Source organism: Sphingobium sp. B8D3A, assembly GCF_025961995.1.
GTDB lineage: Bacteria > Pseudomonadota > Alphaproteobacteria > Sphingomonadales > Sphingomonadaceae > Sphingobium.
On the sequence record NZ_JAOQOS010000001.1, the window covers coordinates 452,541 to 467,664 of the forward strand.

A 15,124-nucleotide genomic window follows, 5' to 3' on the forward strand; every position below is an offset into this window, starting at 1 on the left:
GGTTGCTCTTGCGCATTGGGATGATCACCACCCTTGGCAAGCGGTTGCCGCGCGCCTAACTGGCATCCATGCCACCGGACAATCAGGATAAGGATCTGCCCACGCCGCCCGCATGGGCGACGTTGCGGCGCTTCCTGCCCTATCTCTGGCCGGCGGGCGAACCCAATCTCAAGGCGCGAATCATCGTCGCGCTGGTGCTGGTGTTGCTCGGCAAGGCGATCATCCTCGTCATGCCCTTCGCCTATAAGGGCATCATCGACCGGATGGGGCCGGGGATGCAGGCGGGGGTGGCCGTCGCATTGGGGCTGGTGCTGGCTTATGCGGGCGCACGCTTTGGCGGCGTCGTCTCTGACAATCTGCGCAATGTCGCCTTCGAGCGGGTCGGGCGCAATGCCCAGCGGCTGATGGCCGAGCAGACGCTGCGCCACCTGCACAATCTCTCGCTGCGCTTCCACCTCAACCGCAAGACCGGCGGCGTTACCAAGGTCATCGAGCGGGGCACCACGTCCATCGAGACGATGCTGCACTTCCTGCTCTTCAACATCGCCCCGACGGCGATCGAGCTGATCGCGGTGTGCATCATCTTCCAGGTCAAGTTCGGCTTCGGGCTGGTGGCGGGCACGTTGGTGATGATCGCGCTCTACACGGCCTTCACGCAGAAGATCACCGAATGGCGCAACGCGCTGCGGCGGGAGATGGTCGATCTCGATACCGGGGCGACGGCCCATGCCGTGGACAGCCTGCTGAACTTCGAGACGGTCAAATATTTCACCGCGGAAGACCGCGAGGCCGCGCGCTACGGAGCGGCGCAGCGCAGCTACATGAACGCCGCGACCAAGAGCAACAACAGCCTTGCGATGCTCAACATCGGCCAGGCGCTCATCACCAATGTGATGATGGGCGGCGCGATGGCGTTCACGGTGTGGGGCTGGGCGCAGGGCCGGTTCACGCCGGGCGATGTCGTGCTGGTGAATGCGCTGCTGATGCAGCTTTTCCGCCCGCTCGATCTGCTCGGCATGGTGTATCGCACGATCCGCCAAGGCCTCATCGACATGGAGGCGATGTTCCGGCTGATCGATACCGAGACCGAGATCAAGGACGTGCCCGATGCGCCGCCGCTTACGGTGACGGCCGGCGATATCCGCTTCGAGGACGTGGTATTCGGCTATGATCCCGACCGGACGATCCTCAAGGGCGTGAGCTTCCATGTCGCGGCGGGTACGACGCTCGCGGTGGTCGGGCATTCCGGCGCGGGCAAGTCGACCATCGCGCGGCTGCTCTTCCGCTTCTACGATATTCAGGGCGGCCGCATCCTCATCGACGGGCAGGATATCGCCCGCGTGCAACAGACCTCGCTGCGCGCCGCCATCGGCATCGTACCGCAGGACATGGTGCTGTTCAACGATACCATCGGCTACAACATCGCTTATGGCCGTGACGGCGCGACGCAGGCGGACATCGAGGCGGGCGCGCGCGGGGCGGCGATCGACCGCTTCATCGACTCGCTGCCCAAGGGCTATGACACGCGGGTGGGCGAGCGCGGCCTCAAGCTCTCCGGTGGCGAGAAGCAGCGCGTTGCCATTGCGCGCACGCTGGTGAAAGATCCGCCGATCCTGGTCCTCGACGAGGCGACCAGTGCGCTCGACAGCCGCACGGAAGCGGCGATCCAGACCGTGCTTGATGACGTAGCCGCGCGCCGCACGACGATCATCGTCGCGCACCGGCTCTCGACCATCGTCCATGCCGACAGCATCATCGTGATGGATGACGGCCGCGTGGTCGAGCAGGGTACGCACGCGCAATTGCTCGCGCTCGGCGGCCATTATGCGCAGATGTGGATGCGCCAGCAGGCCGAGCGGATGAACCCGGAGGCGGGGTTGGCGGCATCCGAACCCAGCGCATCGCTGGAGGATGCGGCGGAGTAGCTCAGGCGGCGATATCCGGCGCGATGCTGTGCTTCATCATGTCCACCGCGCGGGAGGTCGCGAGGCGGGTGTCCCCGGCCAGCTTCTTCACCTCATTGGCGACGACCGCGAAACCCTGACCGGCCTCGCCGGCGCGGGCGGCTTCGATGCGCGCGTTGAGCGCCAGCAGGTTGGTCTGGTTGGCGATGGCGCCGATCGTGGTCACGATGGCCGCCAGTTCGGCCATGGTGGACTGGAGCCGCGCATTGCCGCGCTGCAACTCACCCTGCAGGCGCTGGCTTTCCTCATAGCGGGCCTGCACTTCCTGTTCGAGCTGGACCTGCCGGGTGACGTCGGATGCGATCTTGAGGATGCGCACCGGTCTGCCCTGACAATCGACAACGGGATTGTAGGTGGCCTGAAGATAGACGGGGGCGCCGCCGCGTGAGCGCCGCTCATAGCGGCCGGCGTGGAACGCGCCGGAGGTCAGTGTCCGCCAGAAGGCCGCATAGTCAGTGGAGCGCACGAAGGATGGCGCGCAGAAGATGCGATGATGCTCGCCGACCACCTCATCGAGGCGGTAGCCCAATGTCTCGAGCAGGACGTCATTGGCCCACAAGATGGTGCCTTCGGGGCTGAATTCGATGACGCCCTGGGACCGGCAAATGGCTTGCCAGGCTGCGTCGGTCCGCCCGTCTTCGAGATATGCGTTCATGAATCACCTTGTGGTCGTCCCGGCAGGTGAGGCCCCTGTGGTTAAGCGCTGCTTACCATAAGGAGGTTTCGCGACGAGCCGTTGAACGCGGCAGGAGGGGTTATCGCAAACGGAGCATCATGCCGGGGCGAAGCAGCCCAAGGACGGCGCGCATATCCTCCGGGGCGATGGCGACACAGCCTTCCGTCGCCCGGGGCTGGCCATTCTCGCCGATTACCCATTGGTGGAAGAAGATCGCGCTGCCCATGCCGGGCGCTGGCGGCGCATCATTATGGCCAAGGACGATGATGACGTCATAGGCCTGATCCTCGCGCGCAAGCCGCTCGTGGCTGGTGTGGCGCGGCAGGTGGACGGGCCGGTTATAGGCAGGGTCGGCGGGATCGTCGCTCCAGCCATCGTCCGGCCGGACCCAGCGCCACGGGATTGCGGGCGCCTGAGCGGCATCGATGCGACCGGGGCGGAGCAGCGCGGCGCGCACCGGCCAATCACCGATGGGCGAGGCGCCGTCGCCTTCGCGCTTGTCCGCCGCAGCGATGAGGCCGCCCTTGCCGATGACGCAGGCGCAGGACCAGTCGCCGATGGTCAGGCGCCCTGCCTTGCCATCGACCAGAATGGCTGGCGCTTCGCTCACAACTGGTGGCCGGTGCGGTCCCGCTTGGTCGCGAGATAGCGCTCATTATGGGGATTGGAGGGCAAAGCCAGCGGCAGCCGTTCGGCCACGCGGATGCCCTGCGATTCCAGGCCTGCGACCTTCTCCGGATTGTTGGTCAGCAGCCGGATTTCGTCGATGCCGAGCAGATCGAGCATGCGTGCCGCGACGCCGAAATCGCGTGCATCGATGGCGAAGCCCAGGCGGACATTGGCGTCTACCGTGTCGAAGCCCTGATCCTGCAGCTGATAGGCGCGCAGCTTGTTGATGAGGCCGATGCCGCGCCCCTCCTGCCGCAGGTAGAGCAGCACGCCCCAGCGCGCATGGGCGATCTCGTGCAGAGCGCCGTGCAATTGCGGGCCGCAATCGCATTTGAGCGAGCCAAGCACGTCGCCGGTCAGGCACTCGCTGTGCAGGCGGACGACCGGGGCGCTGCCGTCACGCTCGCCGATGACGAGGGCGATGTGCTCACGCGGATCTTCGGGCGAGCGGAAGGCGACGATCTGCGCATCCACGCTGGCTTCGACGGGCAGCCGCGCGCGGGCGGCGATGGCGAGCCGGGTCGGGTCTGCATAAGTGGCGATATCGTCCGCGCTCAGCTGGACCTCGGCCTCGGCGTCCTCAGATCCGATGAAGAAGGCGGGCAACATGCCGGCGAGGCGCGCAAGGGTGAGGGCGGCGGCGGCCAGGGCCGGGTTCGGCACCGTCAGGGCGCGGAACGGGCCTTTGAGCGGCGTCGCGAGATCGCGCACCGGATCGGCAATGGCCATGGCGGCGGCCGGCGAATCGATCCAGCGCTCGCGAGCGATGAGCGCCGGTGCCTGCGGGTCTGCCGCCTCCCGCTGGTTGGCGAGCTTGAGCGTGACGGCGCGCGCGGCGGAGAGCAGCAGCGGCGCCTCTGCGGCCGGGTCGAAAGAGGAGAGGCTGGCCGGCGTTGCGCCTTCCACAGGCAGCAGCGTCAGCGCGCCGCCTGCATCGACCAGCCGGATGGGCCAGCCACGCCGAAGGGCATCGATGGCGCGAGCCGCAGCGCGCCCGTCCATTATCGCGCGCCCATCAGAAGGCGAATTCCGTGATCAGCGGGGCATGGTCCGAGGGGCGCGTCCAGCTGCGGCAATCCTCGGCGACCTGATGCGAGATCGCCGTTTCCGCGAGATCGGGGCTCAGCCACATATGATCGAGCCGGCGGCCACGATCAGACTTCGCCCAATCCTGCGCGCGGTAGCTCCACCAGGTGTAGAGCCGCTCGGGCGCGGGCACGAAGTGCCGGCCAAGGTCGATCCAGTTGTGCGAGCTTTGGAGATGGCCGAGCAGGTCGCGCTCGATCTGCGTGTGGCTGACGACGTTGATGAGCTGCTTGTGGCTCCACACATCGCACTCCAGCGGCGCGACGTTGAAGTCGCCGAGCAGCAGGGTCGATCCGCCGAGCTTGCCCGACCAGTCGATCATGCGCTGCAGAAAATCGAGCTTCTGGCCGAACTTGCGGTTGATCGTGCGGTCCGGCTCTTCGCCGCCGGCGGGCACGTAGACATTCTCGATACGCAGGCCGTTTTCCAGCCGCACGCCGATGTGGCGCGCCTCGCCATTGGCCTGCCAGTCGAGTCGCTCGTCCTCACGCACCGGAATGCGGCTGACGATGGCCACGCCATGGTGCATCGGCTGGCCGTGCAGCACCTGATGATTATAGCCGAGCCGGCGGAACAGGCCCTCCGGAAAGGAGCCGTCCACGACCTTCGTCTCCTGCATGCACAGAACGTCCGGCTGATACTCGGTGAGGAAACGCTCGACGATTTCGAGGCGGGCGCGGACGCTGTTGATATTCCAGGAGGCGATCTTGAGAGTCTGCTTGGTCGACATGGCCAAAGTCCCTAGCCGCCCTCGGCGCCGAACCCAAGCCGCGAAGCGATTATTTTGACTCGAGCGGCTGTGCGCCGCGGCACCAGGCCGGGCGGATCGCGCGGACATCGAAAACCCCCGCTCCGGGGGGCATGGAGCGGGGGCTCGAAGAAAGCGCCTGAATTTTTGCGCATGTGGTGCGGGGCGAAGCCCGGGCAACAGGGGGGAATCCCGAGGTCAGTCCCCGCGCCACATCGCTTTTCTAAGTCAGCCCAGATGACCGCCCGATGAATGGACCTGTCAGACTTGGGCAAGATTGTCGGTTTTTGCGCACGGGAAGAGGGCAGCTGTGATTATCCGTAAAAAATTCCGCCGGGACGGGGCGGGCGCGCGGGTTTGATGCCGATCAATGTCGGCAGTGCCGTTCGGTGAAAAGAGGTCTCATCACATGGTTTGCAGGAGCATTCGCGATGAACCTTCTTATGCAGTGGCCGGTCCTGACCTTCATCGGCATGGTTGCGGTCTTTGGCGTCATTCTGGCGGCGGTTTCGGTTCTGGATCTCAAGAGCGAGTGACGGCCGGCGGGCATGCGCCGGGAGAGGCGGGCCTTGCCGGTGAGGTAGGGGCGCCTATCTCGGCTGCATGGCCGTCCCATCCCCGCACATTGGCGCCGTCGATCGGCCGCTGTCCCAGCCGGAGCGCGCGCTGGTCGAGCGGGTGTTCGGCGATGCGATCGCCCTGGACGAGGTGCGGATTCGCAACCGCAAATGGTGGCCCTTTCAGCCGCGTGCCATCGTCATGGCGCCGCGCGGGCATATTCATTTCCATCCGCAGGGGCGCAGCTACTGCGATTGCTTCGGCGCCGGCGATCTGGCTTCCCAAGGCCTGTTCATTCACGAAATGACGCACGTCTGGCAGCACCAGACCGGCACCAACCTATTGGTGCGGCGGCACCCGTTCTGCCGCTATGATTACGACTTCCAGCCGGGCAAGCCGTTCGCGCGCTACGGGATCGAGCAGCAGGCGGAAATCGTCCGCCATGTCTTCCTGATGCGCAGCGGTCGGCAGGTGCCGGGCAAGCCGTCTTTGCCGGAGCTGGAGGCGATCCTGCCGTTCGGCCGGGCGTGAGCCGGTCAGGCGGTGGCTTCTTCCAGATCGACCAGCCGGTGATAGCCACCCCGATAGAAGATCAGCGGCGATCCCTCGGGCGCACGCTCCATGGCCTGCACCGCGCCGACGACGAGAAGATGGTCGCCCAATTCCACGACCTTTTCGATCGCGCATTCGATCCATGCGAGCGCACCATCGAGAATCGGCAGGCCGCCGGGGCTGGTGCCATGGGCCATGCCCTCGAACTTGTCGTCATGCCGCGAGGCGAATCGCCGGCAGGTCTCCAGCTGGGCATTGCCGAGCACATTCACGCAGAAGCGGCCGGTGGTGGCGATATTGGCCCAGCTGCCCGAGCGCTTGTCGGGAAGGAATCCGACAAGCGGCGGGTCCAGCGAGATGGAAGAAAAGGTGCCGACCGCCAGACCCCAGCGCTGACCGTCCGCATTGTTTGAGGTGATGACGCATACGCCGGTGGGATAACTGCCGAGAACGTCGCGGAAATGCTTGGGATCAATCAATGCGCCACCTGTTTCTTCTGGCGCCCGCCCTGTTCGTGACGGAGGCCGCATTCCAATTACACTGCGGTGAAAACCGCTCACCGGCATGGCGCCCAACCTGCAAGCTGTGATGCGAGCCTGTCAACCGCCCCCTTTCAACCGGCAGCATCCTCCGCCTGCAGGCGAGTCGCCGTTTCCCGGATTAGCGCGATCATGTTCGGCAGCCCTTGGGTGCGATTGGACGAGAGCTGGCGCTTGAGGTCGAAGGGCGCCAGCGCCTGTTCGATATCGAACGCGGCGACCTCCGCCGGCATCCGGTCCTGCACGGTGAGAAGGACCAGGGCGATGATGCCCTTGGTGATGGCGGCGTTGCTGTCCGCCAGGAAATGCAGCGCGCCATTGTCCAGCCGTGTCGGGTAGACCCAGACGGAGGCGGAGCAGCCCCGCACGAGCGTCGCGTCCGTCTTCAGCGCGTCCGGCATCGGCTCCAGTTCGCGGCCCAGGTCGATCAGCAGCCGGTAGCGCTCATCGCCTTCGAGCAGTTCGTAATCGTCCTGGATGGTCTGCAATGTCGTCATGCCGCCCATATAGGTCGCGGCGCGCGGGAGGCCAGTGAAACTCTGCGGATCAGACGTCGATGCCGGCGGCGATGGCTTCCAGCTTGCGAATGCGCTCCTTGAGGTCGGCCATCTCGATCAGGCCGCCGGCCAAGGGCGCGTCCGGGGTCGGCGCGCGCGGGGCGGCGCGGCTGGCGGCCATGTCCAGCTCCGCCCGCTTGAGCGCCAGCCATCCGTTCCAGCCCTTGAGCGAGGCCAGGGCGACAAGTGCAAACGACAAAGTTAGCGCTATCATGGTCATGGCGTGCTTCACGAGGTCAAGATCGGTCATGACTCTATCTCCTCCTGTCGATGTCTTAGTGGTCGGTCCGCGTGGGGATTTCGTGAGGGGCGGATTCAGCGCCGCCGAGCTGGTCGATTTCATGGGCCAGAGCGGCGCCGCGATCGGTCACGATCCGCTCCAGCACCCGCACCCGCTGCTCCAGCCGCTCGACCTGCGCGGCATATTGTGCGGCCTTTTCTGCGGTCTGTGTGCCGAGCACGTCCAACTCGCGTTCGCGGAGCTTCATCTTCTGCCGCATATATTTGCTCCAGATGCCCCCGATGACCGGGATGCCGACGACAATCATGAAGAATAACAGCATTGAAGCGGGCATGATGGGGCTCCCGGCCAGTTGGATGGCGATCAGTTGGAGGGGGTGCGCAGGCTTTCGATCTCGTTGGTCAGATGAAGGGCGCTGTCGGTCACGATGCGCTCCACATTGGCCAGCCGATCCTTGACCGCGCCAAGCTCGGCACGCAGCTGCGCATTCTCCTGGCTGAGCAGCTTGATCCGCTCGCTGAGCTCCTCATTCTTCTGCGGATAGACGGCCTTGCCCCAGCTGTTCTCGAGCGGATAGCCGTGCCGGACGCGCAGCCATGTGTTGAAGACCCATCCGGCGATGGCCAGCAGGCCGATCAGTGAACTGGCGCCGACGATGAGCGGCATCGATTCGACGACGGCGTCCGCGGTGATAGGATCCATGGTTCAAATTTCCCTGTAATCGAGCGCTGTTGCGCCTCTCATTTGCCTCGCGCCTTGTGTCAGCGCAGGCTGTCGATCTCGTCGGCAAGCCGGGTGTTGCGGCTGGTGTAGAAGGTCTCGATGTCGGACAGGCGCCGGTCGATGTCGCGGAACTTGCTGCGCACATCACGGGTAGAGCGCGCGGGGTTGGTGCGCACGCCCTGCCAGAAGCGCTCGTCTTCCCGGTCGGCATAGAGGCCGGTCGGCTTGGGCTCGGCCATCCATGCGGCGAGCAAATAGGCGATCACCGTCCAGGGGAAGCCGCCAGCCAGCGTAACGAGCACGGCGCCAATGCGGACCCAGAGCACGTCGATGCCCATATAGTCGGCAATACCGGCGCAGACGCCCATGGCCTTGGCATTCTTCTTGTCGAGGTAGAATTTGGTGCGGCGGGCGGACATCTCAGTTCCTCCTGTCGAAATAGGGATCGTCGCTCGCGCTCGGGCGGGCTGGACGGAAATCGGGATTGTCGGCGGCGATGATCCGCTCGACCGTCTGGAGGCGCTCCTCCAGGCGACGGGCGAGCATGTGCATCTCATCGAGCAGCCGTTCGTCCTCATCGGTGATCTTGGGCGCCTGCTTCCACTTGGTGACATAGTGGAAGATCAGCCACGGCATGCCGATGAACAGCATGCCGCAGATGACGATGGGCAGAAAGACGTCCTCCATGGATCAATCCTTCCTGGCTTGCGCGGCCTTGAGCGCCGCGAGTTCGGCTTCCACCTTGTCGGCGGACTGAAGCTCGGCGATCTCCTGCTCCAGCGTCTTGGGCTGACCGCCCAGACCCATGGCATCGGCCTCGCCTTCGGCCAGATCGACCCGGCGCTCCAGCAGTTCGAAGCGGGAGAAGGCATCCTGCACGCGCTCGCCATTATACATCTCGCGCGCACGCCGGCGCGTCTGTGCGCTCTCCATGCGGGCGACGAGGCTGTTCTGCCGGACGCGCGCCTCGCGCAGCTTGGCCTGCAGCTTGGCGATGTCTTCTTCGGATGCGGCCAGCGCCTCATCCAGCATGGCAATCTGCCCGCGCAGCTGCTCGGCCATGTCGCCGGCCTTCTGCTTCTCGACCAGCGCGGCCTTGGCAAGGTCTTCGCGATCCTTGGAGAGGGCGAGTTGCGCCTTCTCGACCCAGCTTTCCTGCAGGGCATCGAGCTTGGCGATGTGGCGGCGCATCTCCTTCTGGTCGGCGATGGTCCGCGCTGCCGATGCACGCACCTCGACCAGCGTCTCCTCCATTTCGAGGATGATCATGCGGATCATCTTGGCCGGGTCCTCGGCGCGATCGAGCAGATCGGTCACGTTGGCGGCAATGATGTCCCGGGTGCGAGAGAAAATACTCATGTACATACTCCAACTGAGGCGGTTCGGTCGGGGCAGCGGGGGTGTGCTGCCCCGACCTTGAAGCCGTCACACAAGGGATTGTGACGGCTTGTCCGGTGTGTTGTCCAGAGCCGCTGCAGTCATGGCGGCAGGGTTGCCGGTGACAGCAGGGCCGACAGCGCCGATCACCATGATGGCGCTGAAAATGAGGGTAAGACATGCTGCGGCGGTCTGAGCACCGAAGCGGTCGATCGTGTTCAACATGGCGGTCTCTTCCTGATCCTGGTTGGCCTTCAAAATCCCGCTCATTGGCGGATTGTCCAATGCGTTGCAGGGGGCGTGCCAATTTCTGAGAAGCCCGGATTTCCGCCAATCTCTTCCCGGCCGAGGTGCGCGCGAAGCATTGCTTGTTGCAATGAGTTGGGAAATATCCCTAAAAGTTGGGAATGGAAAAGACGACGCATTTTGTCGGGGAATCCCTCGCTTTTCTGGATGCGGTCGAGCAGGCCGGCCGCGCGGCCGATCTCAATCGCCCGGTGCTGGTCATCGGCGAGCGGGGCACCGGCAAGGAGCTGATCGCCGAGCGTATCCATCGTCTCTCCCAGCGCTGGGATGGGCCGCTCATCATCATGAACTGCGCCGCCTTGCCCGAGACGCTGATCGAGGCCGAGCTGTTCGGCCATGAGGCCGGGGCCTTCACCGGCGCGACACGGGCGCGGGCCGGTCGCTTCGAGGAGGCCGATGGCGGCACATTGTTCCTCGATGAACTGGGTACGCTCTCCATGGCGGCGCAGGAGCGTCTGCTGCGCGCCGTGGAATATGGCGAGGTGACGCGCATCGGCAGTTCGCGGCCGCTCAATGTGGATGTGCGGATCGTTGGCGCGACCAACGAGCATCTGCCCGATGCCGTGGAAGCCGGGCGGTTCCGCGCCGACCTGCTCGACCGGCTGAGCTTCGAGGTGATTACCCTGCCGCCTCTGCGCGGGCGCGAGGGCGATGTCGACGTTCTGGTCGAGCATTTCGGGCGCAAGATGGCATCGGAATGCGGCTGGTCGTCATGGCCGGGCTTTTCCATGCGGATGATGACGGCGCTCAACGCCTATCGCTGGCCCGGCAATGTGCGCGAGCTGCGCAATGTGGTCGAGCGCGCCGTGTATCGCTGGCCCGATCCGGATCGGCCGATCGACGAGATCCAGCTCGATCCCTTTGCTTCGCCATGGAAGCCGCAGCCGATGCCGGGAAAACCCGCTGCCGCCACCGCGGCGCCTGTTGCCGGTCCTTCAGAGGAGGGCGCGGTCGAGGACGGGCGATTGCTGATCGCGCTGGACGATGTCGCCGACTTTCGCGGCGCTGTCGACGCGCATGAGGCCGCGATCCTGCGCCATGCCCTCCAGCGCCACCGCTTCAACCAGCGTGCAACGGCCAAGGCGATCGGGCTCTCCTACGACCAGTTGCGGCACTGCCTGAAGAAACACGCCCTGCTTTGAGGCGCTTGCCGCCTCGCGCAGGGCGCCGGCCGCTCAGCCGCCGTTGAAGTTCACCATGCAGTAGAGCATCGGGATCGACAGCAGCGTGTTGGTGCGGCTGAAGATCATCGCGCGGGTGGCGGCGCTGGCCTTGGTCGCATCGTCGGCGGCCACCAGACCCAGCGCTTTCTTCTGCGCCGGCCAGATCACGAACCACACGTTGATCGCCATGATCAGGGCGAGCCACATGCCCAGACCAATCAATTGATAGGGCGCCTTGAACGCGAACGCCTCGTGCAGATAGCCGGTGCGCCACGCCACCAGCAGGCCGGTCAGCACGGTCAGCGCTGCGGCCCAGCGGAAGAAGAACAGCGCGGAGGGCGCAATGAACTTGGAGACGCCCGGCTTCAGCTCTGCCGGAACCTTGGGCATGGTCGGGATCTGCACGAAGTTGAAGTAATAGAGCAGGCCGATCCACAAAATGCCGAAGAAGGTGTGCAGCCAGCGCAAGGCGGCGGAGACGGATTCGCCATTCGGGCCAATGCCGTAAATGACAGCCAGGGTCAGAATAACCCCGATCAGCAGGACGAGATGCAGATTGCCGAACAGTTTCGTCATGATGCTCCCCCAGTCGTTTGCCGGGTGCTTTGACCGCACCCTCCCCTAAAGCCGGTTATCGGCCATCGCACAGGCTATGCCAAAGTCGCGCCGCTGTCATATCGAAATTATATTTGGCGCTGATCGGGAGAGATGACTGGAAAGCTGCCGGTCTACGCGCCATCTGCTGCGGGCAACCGACACGAATCGCGCGCCTGCGCGTTTCGCCTGCAGAACGACTTTAATGCACCAAGAGGAGATTAGCGCCATGGCATTCACACTGCCCGACCTTCCCTATGCCAAGACCGCCTTTGGCGACGACATGTCGGCCGAAACCTTCGACTATCACCACGGTAAGCACCACAATGCCTATGTGACGAAGGCCAATGAGCTGGTCGCCGCCGATCCGGCCCTGCAGGGCAAGTCGCTGGTCGAGCTGATCAAGTCCTCCAAGGGCGGCCTGTTCAACCAGGTCGGCCAGATCTGGAACCACAGCTTCTTCTGGCAGTGCCTCTCGCCCGAGACGCAGGAGCCCAGCGGCAAGCTGGCCGATCTCATCAACGAAGGCTTCGGCTCGACCGATGCGCTGATCGAGAAGCTGAAGGCGGAAGCCGTCGGCCACTTCGCCAGCGGCTGGGCCGCCCTCATCCTTAAGGATGGTAAGCTGGAAGTGACCAGCTACCACGACGCCGACTGCCCGGTGGCGCATGGCGATACGCCGCTGTTCATCCTCGATGTGTGGGAGCATGCTTATTACATCGATTATCGCAACGCGCGCCCCAACTTCGCGGACACGATCCTCAAGAAGCACGTCAACTGGGCGTTCGTCGCGGAGAATCTGGACGGCAATGGCGCCGAGCGGGCCAACCAGCCGGGCTGAACCCGCCGCGTTGGATTTTGAAGGAGGGGCTGGCGAAAGTCGGCCCCTTTTCGTTGTCGTAATGAAATTAACAGTGCTCCTGCGAAGGCAGGAGCCCAGGGCTCAACCGACGCACCTCGCCGCCCTAGGCTCCTGCCTTCGCAGGAGAACGGCTTTGATTTGACTTGGAGGCAGCAGCCCCTCAGCTCAGCCGCTCGATATCCTCGCGGCTCAGCGATCCGGGGATGATCATCACCGGGCAGGGCAGTGTGCCGGCGTCATTGCCGGCAAAGTGCGCCACCAGTGGTCCGGGCGCGCCCTTGGGTGCCGCGCCCAGCACGAGCGCGGCGACCGTTTCTCCCGAGGCCAGCATCTCTTTCACCGATGCCACGGGATCACCGACCTTGACCGTGATTGCGGGCTGGATGCCGGCTTCCGCCATCAGCGTGCCGGCGGCACTGGCCGCGAGGGCCTCGGCGCGGGCGCGCGCTTCTTCCTCCATCGTCGCCTGCACGGCGCCCCATTGGACGAACTCGGTCTTGGGCACGAGCGCCAGCATATGCACGCCGCCGCCCGTCTTGGCAGCGCGGCGCGCGGCGAACAGCAGGGCCGATTCCGCCTCGCTGCTTTCGTCCACCACGACGAGATAAGTCCGCATCATCGCCTGCTCCCCCGAAGAAACCGGCTCGGTAGGTGCGGGAAATTCGGTCTGGATGCAAGGGATGGCCTTGACCCCGACGGGCAAAGCGTGAAGGTGGCCGGTGATTGTCCAACCCGAAAAACAGGAAAGCCTGGCCCCCATGGCGATCAATATCCAGATGCCCGCCCTCTCGCCGACCATGGAGGAAGGCACGCTTTCGAAATGGCTCGTGAAGGAAGGCGACACCGTCTCGTCCGGCGATCTGCTCGCCGAAATCGAGACCGACAAGGCCACCATGGAATTTGAAGCCGTGGACGAAGGGGTCGTCGGCAAGATCCTCGTCGCCGAAGGGACCGACAATGTGAAGGTCGGCACCGTCATCGCGGTTCTGGTCGAGGAAGGCGAGGAGGTGCCGAGCGGCGATGCTCCCGCTGTAGCCAAGCCCGCACCCAAGGCCGACGCCGCTGCGGAGAAGAAGCCGGAAGCAGCCAGCGCCCCCAAGCCGGAGCCGGAAGTCGCGAAATCGACCGCTGCGCCGGCCGCTGCCTCCTCTGGAGATCGCGTCAAGGCGAGCCCGCTTGCCCGCCGCATCGCCACGAACAGCGGCATCGATCTGGCCGCGGTTTCCGGTACTGGTCCCAATGGCCGCATCGTGAAGGCCGATCTGGAGGGCGTGAAGCCCGGCAGCACCGCGCCCAAGCCGGCCGCGAGCCCGGCCGCGGCGCCCACAGCGTCGGCTTCGGCCGCGCCTGCCCCGGTGGCCGCGGCCGCGCAGGATTTCGGCATTCCGCACGAGGTCGAGAAGCTCTCGAACATGCGCAAGACCATTGCGCGCCGCCTCACCGAATCGAAGCAGCAGGTGCCGCACATCTACCTTACCGTGGATGTGCGCCTCGACGCGCTGCTCAAGCTGCGTGGCGAGCTGAACAAGGCGCTCGAATCGCAGGGCGTGAAGCTCTCGGTCAACGATCTGCTGATCAAGGCGCTGGCCAAGGCGCTGCTGGCTGTGCCCAAGTGCAATGTGCAGTTTGCCGGCGACCAGTTGCTCAAGTTCAGCCGAGCCGACATCTCGGTGGCCGTGTCCATCGAGGGCGGACTGATCACGCCGATCATCACCGATGCCGGCGCCAAGTCCGTCTCTGCCATCTCGACCGCGATGAAGGACCTCGCCACCCGCGCCAAGGAAGGCAAGCTCAAGCCGGAAGAGTTCACCGGCGGCACCGCCAGCCTCTCCAACATGGGCATGATGGGCATCAAGCAGTTCGAGGCGGTGATCAATCCGCCGCAGGCGATGATCATGGCGATCGGCGCCGGCGAGAAGCGGCCCTATATCGTTGATGATGCGCTTGGTATCGCAACCGTGATGTCCGCCACCGGCAGCTTCGACCATCGCGCCATCGACGGTGCGGACGGCGCGGAGCTGATGAAGGTGTTCAAGGAACTGGTAGAGGCGCCGCTGGGTCTGGTGGCGTAAGCGCACCATGGCCGCTGACGAGGATGTCCTGCCGGAAGGTGCGCCCGCGACGCGGATCACCGCCATGCCGGCCGATGCCAATCCCTATGGGGACATTTTCGGCGGCTGGCTGATGGGCCAGATGGATATGGCGGCGGCGCTTGTCGCCTCGCGGCACAGCAAGGGCCGGGCTGTCACCATCGCCGTGGAAGGCATGCAGTTCCACCGCCCGGTGCTGGTGGGGGACGAGGTCTCCGTCTTCGCGACGCTCGTGAAGGTGGGCAGCACGTCGATGACCATTGAGGTCGAAGCCTGGCGCCGCGCGCGGCACAGCGAGGAAACCTACAAGGTCACGCAGGCCCGGTTCATCTTCGTCGCCATCGACGAAGTGCGCCGCCCCCGCAGGGTGCCGCCCTTGGCGAACGCGCAATGAAGGCGCAATCGGTCATTTTAGACCC

21 protein-coding genes are annotated in these 15,124 nt (G+C 64.9%); 6 read left to right on the forward strand and 15 right to left on the reverse strand.

Features of this window, described 5'->3' with window-relative positions; all coding sequences use genetic code 11:
- Window positions 1-68 precede the first annotated feature (68 nt).
- The gene (locus tag M2342_RS02240) at window positions 69-1,925 is read left to right on the forward strand and encodes an ABCB family ABC transporter ATP-binding protein/permease (protein ID WP_264577871.1); all 1,857 of its coding nucleotides are present in this window, start codon (window positions 69-71) and stop codon (window positions 1,923-1,925) included.
- Between the two features lies 1 nt (window position 1,926).
- Here the strand turns inward: M2342_RS02240 and M2342_RS02245 are convergent, their stop codons facing one another.
- The 4 genes from M2342_RS02245 to M2342_RS02260 all read right to left on the reverse strand — a co-directional run bounded on the left by M2342_RS02245 (window position 1,927) and on the right by M2342_RS02260 (window position 5,125).
- Complete coding sequence (locus M2342_RS02245; protein WP_264577872.1) at window positions 1,927-2,619, reverse strand: methyl-accepting chemotaxis protein; 693 nt, start codon at window positions 2,617-2,619, stop codon at window positions 1,927-1,929.
- A 100-nt stretch (window positions 2,620-2,719) separates the two neighbouring features.
- On the reverse strand, window positions 2,720-3,250 hold the full coding sequence (locus M2342_RS02250; RefSeq protein ID WP_264577873.1) for a L,D-transpeptidase family protein: 531 nt from the start codon (window positions 3,248-3,250) through the stop codon (window positions 2,720-2,722).
- A complete protein-coding gene (ribA, locus tag M2342_RS02255) occupies window positions 3,247-4,311 on the reverse strand; it encodes a GTP cyclohydrolase II (protein WP_264577874.1) in 1,065 nt (354 codons plus the stop codon). The genes M2342_RS02250 and ribA overlap by 4 nt, the downstream gene beginning before the upstream one ends.
- 13 nt (window positions 4,312-4,324) lie before the next feature.
- Window positions 4,325-5,125, reverse strand: a complete 801-nt coding sequence (locus M2342_RS02260) for an exodeoxyribonuclease III (protein WP_264577875.1) — start codon at window positions 5,123-5,125, stop codon at window positions 4,325-4,327.
- Window positions 5,126-5,746: 621 nt separating this feature from the next.
- Here M2342_RS02260 and M2342_RS02265 point away from each other — a divergent pair.
- Complete coding sequence (locus M2342_RS02265; protein WP_264577876.1) at window positions 5,747-6,232, forward strand: vgr related protein; 486 nt, start codon at window positions 5,747-5,749, stop codon at window positions 6,230-6,232.
- A 5-nt stretch (window positions 6,233-6,237) separates the two neighbouring features.
- Here the strand turns inward: M2342_RS02265 and M2342_RS02270 are convergent, their stop codons facing one another.
- From M2342_RS02270 to M2342_RS02310, 9 genes are all read right to left on the reverse strand, one after another.
- Window positions 6,238-6,732, reverse strand: coding sequence for a flavin reductase family protein (locus tag M2342_RS02270; protein ID WP_264571491.1), 495 nt, complete (start codon window positions 6,730-6,732; stop codon window positions 6,238-6,240).
- Between the two features lie 134 nt (window positions 6,733-6,866).
- A complete protein-coding gene (locus tag M2342_RS02275) occupies window positions 6,867-7,298 on the reverse strand; it encodes a SufE family protein (protein ID WP_413715075.1) in 432 nt (143 codons plus the stop codon).
- Window positions 7,299-7,338: 40 nt separating this feature from the next.
- Window positions 7,339-7,599 carry a hypothetical protein gene (locus M2342_RS02280; RefSeq protein ID WP_264571489.1) on the reverse strand — a complete coding sequence of 87 codons (261 nt, stop codon included), beginning with the start codon at window positions 7,597-7,599 and terminating at the stop codon, window positions 7,339-7,341.
- Between the two features lie 25 nt (window positions 7,600-7,624).
- Window positions 7,625-7,924, reverse strand: a complete 300-nt coding sequence (locus M2342_RS02285) for a hypothetical protein (RefSeq protein ID WP_181560864.1) — start codon at window positions 7,922-7,924, stop codon at window positions 7,625-7,627.
- Window positions 7,925-7,953: 29 nt separating this feature from the next.
- Entirely contained in the window at window positions 7,954-8,256 is a 303-nt protein-coding gene (locus tag M2342_RS02290) for a cell division protein ZapB (RefSeq protein ID WP_264572317.1), read from the reverse strand.
- Between the two features lie 95 nt (window positions 8,257-8,351).
- The gene (gene pspC / locus M2342_RS02295) at window positions 8,352-8,732 is read right to left on the reverse strand and encodes an envelope stress response membrane protein PspC (protein ID WP_181560863.1); all 381 of its coding nucleotides are present in this window, start codon (window positions 8,730-8,732) and stop codon (window positions 8,352-8,354) included.
- Window position 8,733: 1 nt separating this feature from the next.
- Complete coding sequence (pspB, locus tag M2342_RS02300) at window positions 8,734-9,000, reverse strand: envelope stress response membrane protein PspB (RefSeq protein ID WP_181560862.1); 267 nt, start codon at window positions 8,998-9,000, stop codon at window positions 8,734-8,736.
- Window positions 9,001-9,003: 3 nt separating this feature from the next.
- On the reverse strand, window positions 9,004-9,672 hold the full coding sequence (pspA, locus tag M2342_RS02305) for a phage shock protein PspA (RefSeq protein ID WP_181560861.1): 669 nt from the start codon (window positions 9,670-9,672) through the stop codon (window positions 9,004-9,006).
- A gap of 66 nt (window positions 9,673-9,738) precedes the next feature.
- Entirely contained in the window at window positions 9,739-9,960 is a 222-nt protein-coding gene (locus M2342_RS02310) for a hypothetical protein (protein ID WP_264577878.1), read from the reverse strand.
- Between the two features lie 137 nt (window positions 9,961-10,097).
- On the opposite strand from M2342_RS02310, the gene pspF reads away from it, so the two are divergent.
- Window positions 10,098-11,138: a phage shock protein operon transcriptional activator gene (gene pspF, locus M2342_RS02315; protein ID WP_264571488.1), complete on the forward strand. Its 1,041-nt coding sequence runs from the start codon at window positions 10,098-10,100 to the stop codon at window positions 11,136-11,138.
- A gap of 33 nt (window positions 11,139-11,171) precedes the next feature.
- Here the strand turns inward: pspF and M2342_RS02320 are convergent, their stop codons facing one another.
- Window positions 11,172-11,735: a urate hydroxylase PuuD gene (locus M2342_RS02320; protein WP_181560858.1), complete on the reverse strand. Its 564-nt coding sequence runs from the start codon at window positions 11,733-11,735 to the stop codon at window positions 11,172-11,174.
- A gap of 247 nt (window positions 11,736-11,982) precedes the next feature.
- Between M2342_RS02320 and M2342_RS02325 the strand changes: the two genes are divergently transcribed.
- A complete protein-coding gene (locus M2342_RS02325; protein ID WP_264571487.1) occupies window positions 11,983-12,594 on the forward strand; it encodes a superoxide dismutase in 612 nt (203 codons plus the stop codon).
- A 181-nt stretch (window positions 12,595-12,775) separates the two neighbouring features.
- Here the strand turns inward: M2342_RS02325 and M2342_RS02330 are convergent, their stop codons facing one another.
- A complete protein-coding gene (locus M2342_RS02330; RefSeq protein ID WP_181561548.1) occupies window positions 12,776-13,231 on the reverse strand; it encodes a universal stress protein in 456 nt (151 codons plus the stop codon).
- A gap of 142 nt (window positions 13,232-13,373) precedes the next feature.
- Here M2342_RS02330 and M2342_RS02335 point away from each other — a divergent pair, with 142 nt between their 5' ends.
- Entirely contained in the window at window positions 13,374-14,687 is a 1,314-nt protein-coding gene (locus tag M2342_RS02335) for a pyruvate dehydrogenase complex dihydrolipoamide acetyltransferase (protein ID WP_264571486.1), read from the forward strand.
- 7 nt (window positions 14,688-14,694) lie between these two features.
- On the forward strand, window positions 14,695-15,099 hold the full coding sequence (locus tag M2342_RS02340; protein WP_181560855.1) for an acyl-CoA thioesterase: 405 nt from the start codon (window positions 14,695-14,697) through the stop codon (window positions 15,097-15,099).
- Window positions 15,100-15,124: the final 25 nt, after the last annotated feature.

Bases quoted from the DNA above. Each gene is read 5' to 3' on its own strand.
- M2342_RS02285 (WP_181560864.1), bottom strand. From the start codon at position 7,924: ATGCCCGCTTCAATGCTGTTATTCTTCATGATTGTCGTCGGCATCCCG.
- M2342_RS02330 (WP_181561548.1), bottom strand. From the start codon at position 13,231: ATGCGGACTTATCTCGTCGTGGTGGACGAAAGCAGCGAGGCGGAATCG.
- M2342_RS02310 (WP_264577878.1), bottom strand. From the start codon at position 9,960: ATGAGCGGGATTTTGAAGGCCAACCAGGATCAGGAAGAGACCGCCATG.
- M2342_RS02320 (WP_181560858.1), bottom strand. From the start codon at position 11,735: ATGACGAAACTGTTCGGCAATCTGCATCTCGTCCTGCTGATCGGGGTT.
- M2342_RS02325 (WP_264571487.1), top strand. From the start codon at position 11,983: ATGGCATTCACACTGCCCGACCTTCCCTATGCCAAGACCGCCTTTGGC.
- M2342_RS02340 (WP_181560855.1), top strand. From the start codon at position 14,695: ATGGCCGCTGACGAGGATGTCCTGCCGGAAGGTGCGCCCGCGACGCGG.
- M2342_RS02245 (WP_264577872.1), bottom strand. From the start codon at position 2,619: ATGAACGCATATCTCGAAGACGGGCGGACCGACGCAGCCTGGCAAGCC.
- M2342_RS02275 (WP_413715075.1), bottom strand. From the start codon at position 7,298: ATGGGCGGCATGACGACATTGCAGACCATCCAGGACGATTACGAACTG.
- M2342_RS02290 (WP_264572317.1), bottom strand. From the start codon at position 8,256: ATGCCGCTCATCGTCGGCGCCAGTTCACTGATCGGCCTGCTGGCCATC.
- M2342_RS02240 (WP_264577871.1), top strand. From the start codon at position 69: ATGCCACCGGACAATCAGGATAAGGATCTGCCCACGCCGCCCGCATGG.
- M2342_RS02280 (WP_264571489.1), bottom strand. From the start codon at position 7,599: ATGACCGATCTTGACCTCGTGAAGCACGCCATGACCATGATAGCGCTA.
- M2342_RS02260 (WP_264577875.1), bottom strand. From the start codon at position 5,125: ATGTCGACCAAGCAGACTCTCAAGATCGCCTCCTGGAATATCAACAGC.
- M2342_RS02265 (WP_264577876.1), top strand. From the start codon at position 5,747: ATGGCCGTCCCATCCCCGCACATTGGCGCCGTCGATCGGCCGCTGTCC.
- pspA (WP_181560861.1), bottom strand. From the start codon at position 9,672: ATGAGTATTTTCTCTCGCACCCGGGACATCATTGCCGCCAACGTGACC.
- pspC (WP_181560863.1), bottom strand. From the start codon at position 8,732: ATGTCCGCCCGCCGCACCAAATTCTACCTCGACAAGAAGAATGCCAAG.
- M2342_RS02335 (WP_264571486.1), top strand. From the start codon at position 13,374: ATGGCGATCAATATCCAGATGCCCGCCCTCTCGCCGACCATGGAGGAA.
- pspB (WP_181560862.1), bottom strand. From the start codon at position 9,000: ATGGAGGACGTCTTTCTGCCCATCGTCATCTGCGGCATGCTGTTCATC.
- pspF (WP_264571488.1), top strand. From the start codon at position 10,098: ATGGAAAAGACGACGCATTTTGTCGGGGAATCCCTCGCTTTTCTGGAT.
- ribA (WP_264577874.1), bottom strand. From the start codon at position 4,311: ATGGACGGGCGCGCTGCGGCTCGCGCCATCGATGCCCTTCGGCGTGGC.